Raw genomic sequence first — 7,326 nt, forward strand, 5'->3', positions numbered from 1 at the left:
GCATAATGTAAAATACCTGAAATTAATCAAAAAAGATTAACTTCAGGTATATTTTTGTCTGCTCAGTGAATCATACAATTGCGTGTTATGAACGTAGGGATTTTTAATGGGAAATTAAATTACCACTTACGTTTACGTGCAGCTTCTGATTTCTTTTTACGTTTTACGCTAGGTTTTTCGTAGAACTCGCGCTTTCTAACTTCCTGAATTGTACCACTTTTTGATACAGTACGTTTGAAGCGGCGAAGAGCATCTTCAAGCGATTCGTTTTTGCGAACGACAGTTTTTGACATCTCTCTTTCCCTCCCTCCGAACACACGTCAATACACAAATAGGCAAATAACCAACAGTTGTGTACTAAAGAATTATACCGTATTGTCTAATAATGGTCAATAGAAAGTGTACGAAATTATCAAGTGAATTTTTGGTTTTATTTTTGGCCGAATTATTAAAACACTTTTAGGTCACAATAAAAATAATTACATTTTCCTATCAATTTAGGGGTTTACAAAAAATAGAATATGGGCGTAGAATAATCACATTCAAAATCATATCGGCCAAATCTCAAATGTTGAGAACGGAGGACCCAATCTTTTGGGGTTAATTCTGCAATTGCAGAAGGGATGAGAATCTCTTTCGCCATCCTACCCGTCAGCTAACTTCGTCGGCTAAAGCGAAGGAGGTCATAGTAGACCACCATTATTAGCATGTTTTTCTATGCCTTTACATGCTTTTTAAAAGTGGTCTTTTTATTTTGCCGTTAAAAGAATTGACTTTTTTATTTACTGAATAGAGGAGAATAAGATGAACACATTTAAAAACACATTAAATCCTCCCAAAATTCTCGTACTTGGTTTTGTACTTATTATTGTAATTGGGACGATTCTTTTAACACTACCTTTTGCCACTGAGGATGGGAAAGGACTTTCTTTTTTAGATTCATTATTTACTGCTACTTCTGCAACTTGTGTAACGGGGTTAATTGTTGTCGATACAGGTGATACATTTTCTGTCTTTGGAGAAGTAGTCATTTTATTATTAATCCAAATTGGTGGGTTAGGGTTTATGACGTTTGCGACATTATTATTTTTACTGCTTGGAAAAAAAATATCTTTAAAAGAGAGACTGTTGCTAAAGGAAGCATTCAACAATATTAACATTGCTGGTCTTGTTAAATTAGTAAAAAGAATATTGCTCTTCACAGCATTTATTGAAATTATCGGTGGTCTTATTTTATCGATTCGTTTTTCTTTTGACATGTCGATAGGCAAAGCATTTTATTTTGGTTTTTTTCATGCCATTTCCAATTTCAACAACGCAGGCTTTGATTTAATGGGTGGTTTTAACGGAATGACAACCTACGTGGGTGACCCCTTTGTTGTTTTCACAATTTGTGCTCTCATTACAATCGGGGGCTTAGGATTTATTGTGATGAATGAATTGTATGAATATCGGGTGACAAAAAGACTTTCCGTCCATACCAAAATTGTCTTAGCAACTACACTACTTTTAACTGCTAGTGCAACGATTTTGATATTTTTGTTCGAGTATGGAAACCAAAAAACAATCGGTCCATTATCAGAAGGGGGAAAAATATTAGGTTCTCTTTATCAAGCTGTTACACCTAGAACGGCTGGTTCTAATACACTTGCTATTGGTGACTTAACACATTCAACATTATTCTTAATAATTCTCTTAATGTTTATTGGTGCTGGATCAGGATCCACTGCTGGCGGAATTAAAATAACAACCTTCGCTGTTTTAGTAGCTACAATGTGGTCACAAATTAGAGGAAAAGAAGATGTTGTTCTATTTAAACGTAGAATTGTCAACGAAACCATCTTAAAGGCATTGACAGTTACAATGTGTGGGATGGTGATTGTCGTTGTTGTCACCATTATACTTAGCATTACAGAACAAAAACATAGCTTTATGATGTATTTATTTGAGGCCACCTCTGCATTTGGTACAGTCGGTCTTTCGATGGGTCTGACCCCAGAGCTATCTCCTGCTGGTCGTCTTCTTATTATTCTTACAATGTTCGCAGGCAGGCTTGGTCCACTAACTATTGCATTTGCCATTACAAAAAGACGGAAATCAGAGGCTTTTCGTCATCTAAAAGGAAATATAATGATTGGGTAACCCAAATTAGAGGAGCGTGCTATATCTAATGGCTATTAAACAATATGCCGTAATAGGTTTAGGAAGATTCGGAACAAGTGTCGCCCGTAGATTACATGAAGCTGGACAGGAAATATTGGGAATCGACATTAACGAGGAAAGAGTGGAAGATGCAGAACCCTATGTTACTCATGCCGTTGTAGCTGATACAACAGAAGAAAAAGCTTTAATCTCAATTGGAATAGGTAATTTCGATTGTGTCATTGTGGCAATTGGCAACGATATGCAGTCTAGTATTTTAACAGTATCGTTATTAAAAGAATTAGGAATAAAAAAAGTTATTGCCAAGGCATTAGGTAAAAGACATGGGCAAGTGTTAGATAAAGTAGGTGCTGATTGGATTATCTACCCTGAACGAGATATGGGAGAGCGTGTAGCGAATCAGTTACTGTCCCCAAACATGCTAAATTATATTGAATTATCAAAGGAGTACAGTTTAGAAGAAATTATGATTCCTTCCAAAATGGCTGGGCAAAATCTTCGAGATCTAGATTTGCGTGCGAAATATAACGTCAGCGTTATTGCCATTGTTCGTGAAGGTGAAATAATTATTTCGCCTTCTCCTGAGCAGAATATAGAAAAGGAAGATTTATTAGTGATGATTGGTCATCGAAAAGACCTTACTTTATTTTCAAATATTCAATAACAACATAAAGGCTGTCTCAAGTTCTCCTTGATACAGCCAACCACCACTTTTCACCTAGAAAATTTTCTTTTGATCTCTGTCATCTTTTAATATCTCTACAGCTTCTCTAAAGCGTTGAGAATGAACAATTTCCCGTTCACGTAAAAACTTCAGACTATCATTCAAATCTGTGTCATCTGATAAGTCAATAATCCACTGGTATGTGGCACGAGCCTTTTCTTCAGCCGCAATATCCTCATATAAATCAGCAATCGGGTCACCTTTCGCCTGAATATAGGTTGCCGTAAACGGTACCCCAGAGGCATTTTGATAAAATAATGCTCTATCATGATTGACATAATGATCCCCTAATCCAGCTTCCTTTAACATCTCAGGTGTAGCATCTTTAGTTAGCTTATAAATCATCGTTGCAATCATTTCTAGGTGCGAAAATTCCTCTGTTGCAATATCTGTTAATAGTCCCACCACTTTATCTGGAATCGTGTAGCGCTGGTTCATATAGCGAAGTGCAGCTGCTAATTCCCCATCTGCCCCTCCATACTGCTCAATTAAAAATTTTGCTAGCATTGGGTTACATGTACTCACTCTGACAGGATATTGGAGTTTTTTTTCATAATACCACAAAAATAAATTCCTCCTAACTCATGTTAGACTTGCCACGGCCACGGTGTATCAATCCAATTAAATGGATAATTAGAATAGCTTCTTCCGAAATTCATAAGAGGACCGAATTTCTTTTCAAAATCTCTCTTTAGTTTCATACTTATTTCAGTTTTTTCATTAAATTGCTGAATGGCATCATAATCATGAGGATGAGTATCTAAATAAAGGTTTAACTCCACAATGACAAAATCAATAGCTTGAATTTCTTCGAGTAATGTATAAAATTCCGGCGGCATCTCTTTATTCATTTTTTATCCCTCCTTTTTCAGGATTTGGATAGGGACTAAATAGTTGCGGCCATAATGTACCAGCCATAAGAGCTTCTCTTGGCGTTTGAAATTGTGGTAATCCAGGTGGTTGAAATCCCATATACAATTGTGGGGGTGTGGCAAAGCTTTTAACTCTAATAGGCGGGCATGGATCAAATGGGCTAATATAAGGCTTCCAATACTTATATTGCGTAAACATTGCTTCCTCCCTTCTGTATTCAATTACATCAGTGGAGTATATGAGGTAGAAAAATTTTTTATTCTGAATAAAAGCCGAAGGGGAAATAAGTGTGGTGAAATTAGAAGTAAGATTTAAATGCTCGTTCAAATGCAAATGGACAAGAAAACTCCTCATTGGAAAAACGGACGTTATCATCCATCTAGCCAAAGTGGAGTAAAAACTTATTATTTTCTTTTGATTCTAATCATCATAGCAGAAATTAATCCAATGCTAAGTGTTGTAGCAAGGAGAATAAATGCAAAAGTAAAGCTACCAGTTTTCATAAAATAAACAGATATCATAGGCGCAACACTTGTTCCAGTAAATAAAATTACTGTATACATAGATATTGCAATGCCTCCCATGTTCCAACCTAATTGACCCACAAGTGACACTAATGAAGGTACCGCAAGTGCAATACCACTAACAAATAGAATACTAATTAAGGATAAACCAACGATGTTAGACATAAAGCCCATCATTAATAAGGAGATAATAGAAAGAGTCAAGGCTCCTTTTAGTACTGACAGGACATTCAAACGCTTTGATAATTTCCCTGCAATAGGTGACAGGATCATTCCTAATACACCAATAGATCGAATATAAATCAACTTTTGACTACTCATTCCAAAAGAATCACTTGTAAGGTACTCCCCCAAAATAATATACATACTCACAAAGGACAATAATAGAACAAAAGCAATCATATAACTAAATATCAAATTTCCATTGGTAAAAATAATACCTATCCTTTTCATTGGTTCCCATATATTCTTTGCTTTATTAACAGTTCCACCTTTTGGTAATAACCAAAACACTAGCAAGGCAGTAGCAAGATACACTAGTGAAAGAACATAAAAAGTGACATGCCAAGAAGTATGTTCACTTACATAGCCACTAAATACCTGACCTACAATACCAGCTAAGAGAAAACCTGTACTTATAAAACCAACTGCTCCCACTTTTTTATCATTTGGAAATACTTCAAGCGTATAAGCAAGTGCCACTGGTGAAAATGTAGCCGCTGCAAGTCCCTGCAATCCTCTTAGTAATATAATGAAAGAATAATCATTCGTCATACCTAATAGCAATGTTATACAACTTAATGAAAAAAGCCCCATAACAATTACATTTTTTCGTCCATATTTTTCTGATATTGCTCCATAGAAAAAGCATCCTGTAGCAAATCCAAGTGAAAAAATACTTGAACTGAGGCCTGCCTTAGACAAAGAAATATGAAAATATTCACTGAATAGACTCAGAAGAGGTATTGTCAAATACAAACTGGACATTACTACCATCCCTGTCCAAGATAAAATAATGGTCATTAGAGAATAATTTACTTGGTTTTCTATAATTGCTTTATTCATAAAAAAAATCCCCTTTTTATTCGATTAACTTATAGTTAGATAATCTAATTAAATGATTAAAAATTAAACTGCACCAACCTCGCTACAGTTTAACGTTCCACCTTTAGTTTTCTCTGCATAGATTTTAATAGTTTTTTCACCAACTTTTCAAATACCTTCCGTTCTTCAGGCTCCAAATCGACCATGCTAGAAGCGCAAGCAGCCCAAAAAGTTGGCAAAATGTCAGCCACAAAAGCACGCCCTTCATCTGTTAAGCTCACATAAATTTTCCTCCGATCTTCTATGCTATGATTCCGTACAACAAGATTTCTCTTTTCTAACCAATCAATCATTGAAGTTGCTGATGCCCTCGTAATTCCTAAACGTTCAGCTATTGCAGATGGAGTAGCTCTTCTAACATCATGCAGTGTCAACAATAATAGTAGATCTAATTTACTTTCCGTAATTCCGAAAGGAGCCAGCTCAATATCCATTGCATCTAAAACGTAGTCACTTAACCACAACAGCATTAATCCCAATTTTGCTTCTTCTTGATTTGTATTACTTGAAGAAGATGCTTGAATCAGCTCAATATATGGATCTAAACCTAATACTGGCAAATCATCTTCATGCGTAAACATTTTTTTTAATTTTGTCATGTCATCACCTTTTAATTAGATTATCTAACTATTTAACATTCTAACTATAAACAAAGATTAATGCAAGCAGTTTTCTAGATAATTCTAAATTAGGCACGCCAAATTGTATGATTATTTTATAAAAGAAAAGGGCTAGTTCATAAAGAACAGCCCCGTAGCCCTTACTATTTAAGGATTTTCATTATTATTAATAATTAGAGTCTGAAATTAAGCCATTCATAATTGCTACGCCTGAGCTTGCTCCAATACGAGTAGCCCCTGCCTCAATCATCTTTTTCATATCCTCTAAGCTTCGTACACCACCAGAAGCTTTTACTCCAAGCTCTGGGCCTACTGTTTTACGCATTAAAGCAATATCCTCTGCTGTTGCGCCACCAGTAGAAAAACCTGTTGAAGTTTTCACATAATCTGCACCTGCTGCCACTGATAATTCACATGCTTTCACTTTCTCTTCTTCTGTTAGTAAGCATGCTTCAATAATAACCTTCACAAGTGCACTACCTTTTGCCGCTTCAACCACTGCCGCAATATCAGCTTGTACAGCATCATATCTTTTATCCTTTAATGCACCAATATTAATGACCATATCCACTTCTTTTGCACCGTTCGCAATTGCATCTTTTACCTCAAATGCTTTGACCGCAGATGTACTAGCACCAAGCGGGAAACCAATAACTGTACACACTAAAACGTCTGATCCTTGTAATAACTCACTACTGTACTTAACCCATGTCGGATTTACACATACTGAAGCAAAGCTAAATTGTTTTGCCTCTGCACAAAGTTTTTCAATTTGTTCTTGCGTAGCCTCAGCCTTTAATAAAGTATGATCAATCATACGTGCAAAATTTTGTCCCATTTTAAAACTCTCCTTCGCATTCCAAGATGTACGTACCTCTTGGAATCATATCACTTTTTAACGTTATCGTCTAATTTCTTTTATTCAATAGAGGGTTATACCTGCTTACATTCATTCTACATCGAGATTCTTACCTTTAACTCTATCAGAAATGATTTTTTGATTAGCTTGTTTCTACTTTCGCTCTGCATTGTTCCTTTTTTACTCAGCTTACTCTCACTTTCGCTCTGCTTCATTTCTTTTTGCTCAGCTTACTCCTACTTTCGCTCCGCTTCATTCTTTTTTGATCAGCTTACTTTCACTTTCGCTCGCTTTCATTTCTTTTTTGCTCAGCTTACTTTCACTTTCGATCAGCTTTCTATGATTTTTTCGCTGCTTCATTCCTTTTTTGTACTCTACACAAAATCGAGTAGGAGGGAGTGATTAACTCCCGACCTCTCACACCACCGTACGTACGGTTCCGTATACGGCGGTTCAATT

Annotated in this window: 9 protein-coding genes and 1 riboswitch; of the genes, 2 read left to right on the plus strand and 7 right to left on the minus strand. The window is 35.9% G+C overall.

Annotated features, from left to right (window positions below; translation table 11 throughout):
• Positions 1-119 precede the first annotated feature (119 nt).
• A complete protein-coding gene (gene rpsU / locus AC1RNS_RS23810; RefSeq protein ID WP_004227078.1) occupies positions 120-293 on the minus strand; it encodes a 30S ribosomal protein S21 in 174 nt (57 codons plus the stop codon).
• A 252-nt stretch (positions 294-545) separates the two neighbouring features.
• Positions 546-685, plus strand: a riboswitch (cyclic di-AMP (ydaO/yuaA leader).
• A gap of 119 nt (positions 686-804) precedes the next feature.
• Between rpsU and AC1RNS_RS23815 the strand changes: the two genes are divergently transcribed.
• Both AC1RNS_RS23815 and AC1RNS_RS23820 read left to right on the plus strand, forming a co-directional pair.
• Positions 805-2,142 carry a TrkH family potassium uptake protein gene (locus AC1RNS_RS23815; protein ID WP_492996272.1) on the plus strand — a complete coding sequence of 446 codons (1,338 nt, stop codon included), beginning with the start codon at positions 805-807 and terminating at the stop codon, positions 2,140-2,142.
• Positions 2,143-2,170: 28 nt separating this feature from the next.
• Positions 2,171-2,827, plus strand: coding sequence for a potassium channel family protein (locus tag AC1RNS_RS23820; RefSeq protein ID WP_492996273.1), 657 nt, complete (start codon positions 2,171-2,173; stop codon positions 2,825-2,827).
• Positions 2,828-2,881: 54 nt separating this feature from the next.
• Here the strand turns inward: AC1RNS_RS23820 and AC1RNS_RS23825 are convergent, their stop codons facing one another.
• The 6 genes from AC1RNS_RS23825 to deoC form a co-directional block, all read right to left on the minus strand.
• A complete protein-coding gene (locus tag AC1RNS_RS23825) occupies positions 2,882-3,451 on the minus strand; it encodes a manganese catalase family protein (RefSeq protein WP_492996275.1) in 570 nt (189 codons plus the stop codon).
• A 23-nt stretch (positions 3,452-3,474) separates the two neighbouring features.
• Complete coding sequence (locus AC1RNS_RS23830; RefSeq protein WP_283868756.1) at positions 3,475-3,738, minus strand: spore coat protein CotJB; 264 nt, start codon at positions 3,736-3,738, stop codon at positions 3,475-3,477.
• Entirely contained in the window at positions 3,731-3,958 is a 228-nt protein-coding gene (locus AC1RNS_RS23835) for a spore coat associated protein CotJA (protein ID WP_492996277.1), read from the minus strand. The genes AC1RNS_RS23830 and AC1RNS_RS23835 overlap by 8 nt, the downstream gene beginning before the upstream one ends.
• 206 nt (positions 3,959-4,164) lie before the next feature.
• Positions 4,165-5,349, minus strand: a complete 1,185-nt coding sequence (locus tag AC1RNS_RS23840) for an MFS transporter (RefSeq protein WP_492996278.1) — start codon at positions 5,347-5,349, stop codon at positions 4,165-4,167.
• Between the two features lie 89 nt (positions 5,350-5,438).
• The gene (locus AC1RNS_RS23845; RefSeq protein ID WP_492996279.1) at positions 5,439-5,987 is read right to left on the minus strand and encodes a MarR family winged helix-turn-helix transcriptional regulator; all 549 of its coding nucleotides are present in this window, start codon (positions 5,985-5,987) and stop codon (positions 5,439-5,441) included.
• Positions 5,988-6,174: 187 nt separating this feature from the next.
• Positions 6,175-6,846 (minus strand): deoxyribose-phosphate aldolase, encoded by a 672-nt coding sequence (gene deoC, locus AC1RNS_RS23850; protein WP_492996281.1) that lies wholly within the window; start codon positions 6,844-6,846, stop codon positions 6,175-6,177.
• Positions 6,847-7,326 lie beyond the last annotated feature (480 nt).

The organism is Lysinibacillus sp. GW821-FHT14F06, from assembly GCF_058803665.1.

Coding starts and splice junctions, on each gene's coding strand:
- deoC (WP_492996281.1), bottom strand. CDS start 6,846: ATGGGACAAAATTTTGCACGTATGATTGATCATACTTTATTAAAGGCT.
- AC1RNS_RS23840 (WP_492996278.1), bottom strand. CDS start 5,349: ATGAATAAAGCAATTATAGAAAACCAAGTAAATTATTCTCTAATGACC.
- AC1RNS_RS23835 (WP_492996277.1), bottom strand. CDS start 3,958: ATGTTTACGCAATATAAGTATTGGAAGCCTTATATTAGCCCATTTGAT.
- AC1RNS_RS23820 (WP_492996273.1), top strand. CDS start 2,171: ATGGCTATTAAACAATATGCCGTAATAGGTTTAGGAAGATTCGGAACA.
- AC1RNS_RS23845 (WP_492996279.1), bottom strand. CDS start 5,987: ATGACAAAATTAAAAAAAATGTTTACGCATGAAGATGATTTGCCAGTA.
- AC1RNS_RS23830 (WP_283868756.1), bottom strand. CDS start 3,738: ATGAATAAAGAGATGCCGCCGGAATTTTATACATTACTCGAAGAAATT.
- rpsU (WP_004227078.1), bottom strand. CDS start 293: ATGTCAAAAACTGTCGTTCGCAAAAACGAATCGCTTGAAGATGCTCTT.
- AC1RNS_RS23815 (WP_492996272.1), top strand. CDS start 805: ATGAACACATTTAAAAACACATTAAATCCTCCCAAAATTCTCGTACTT.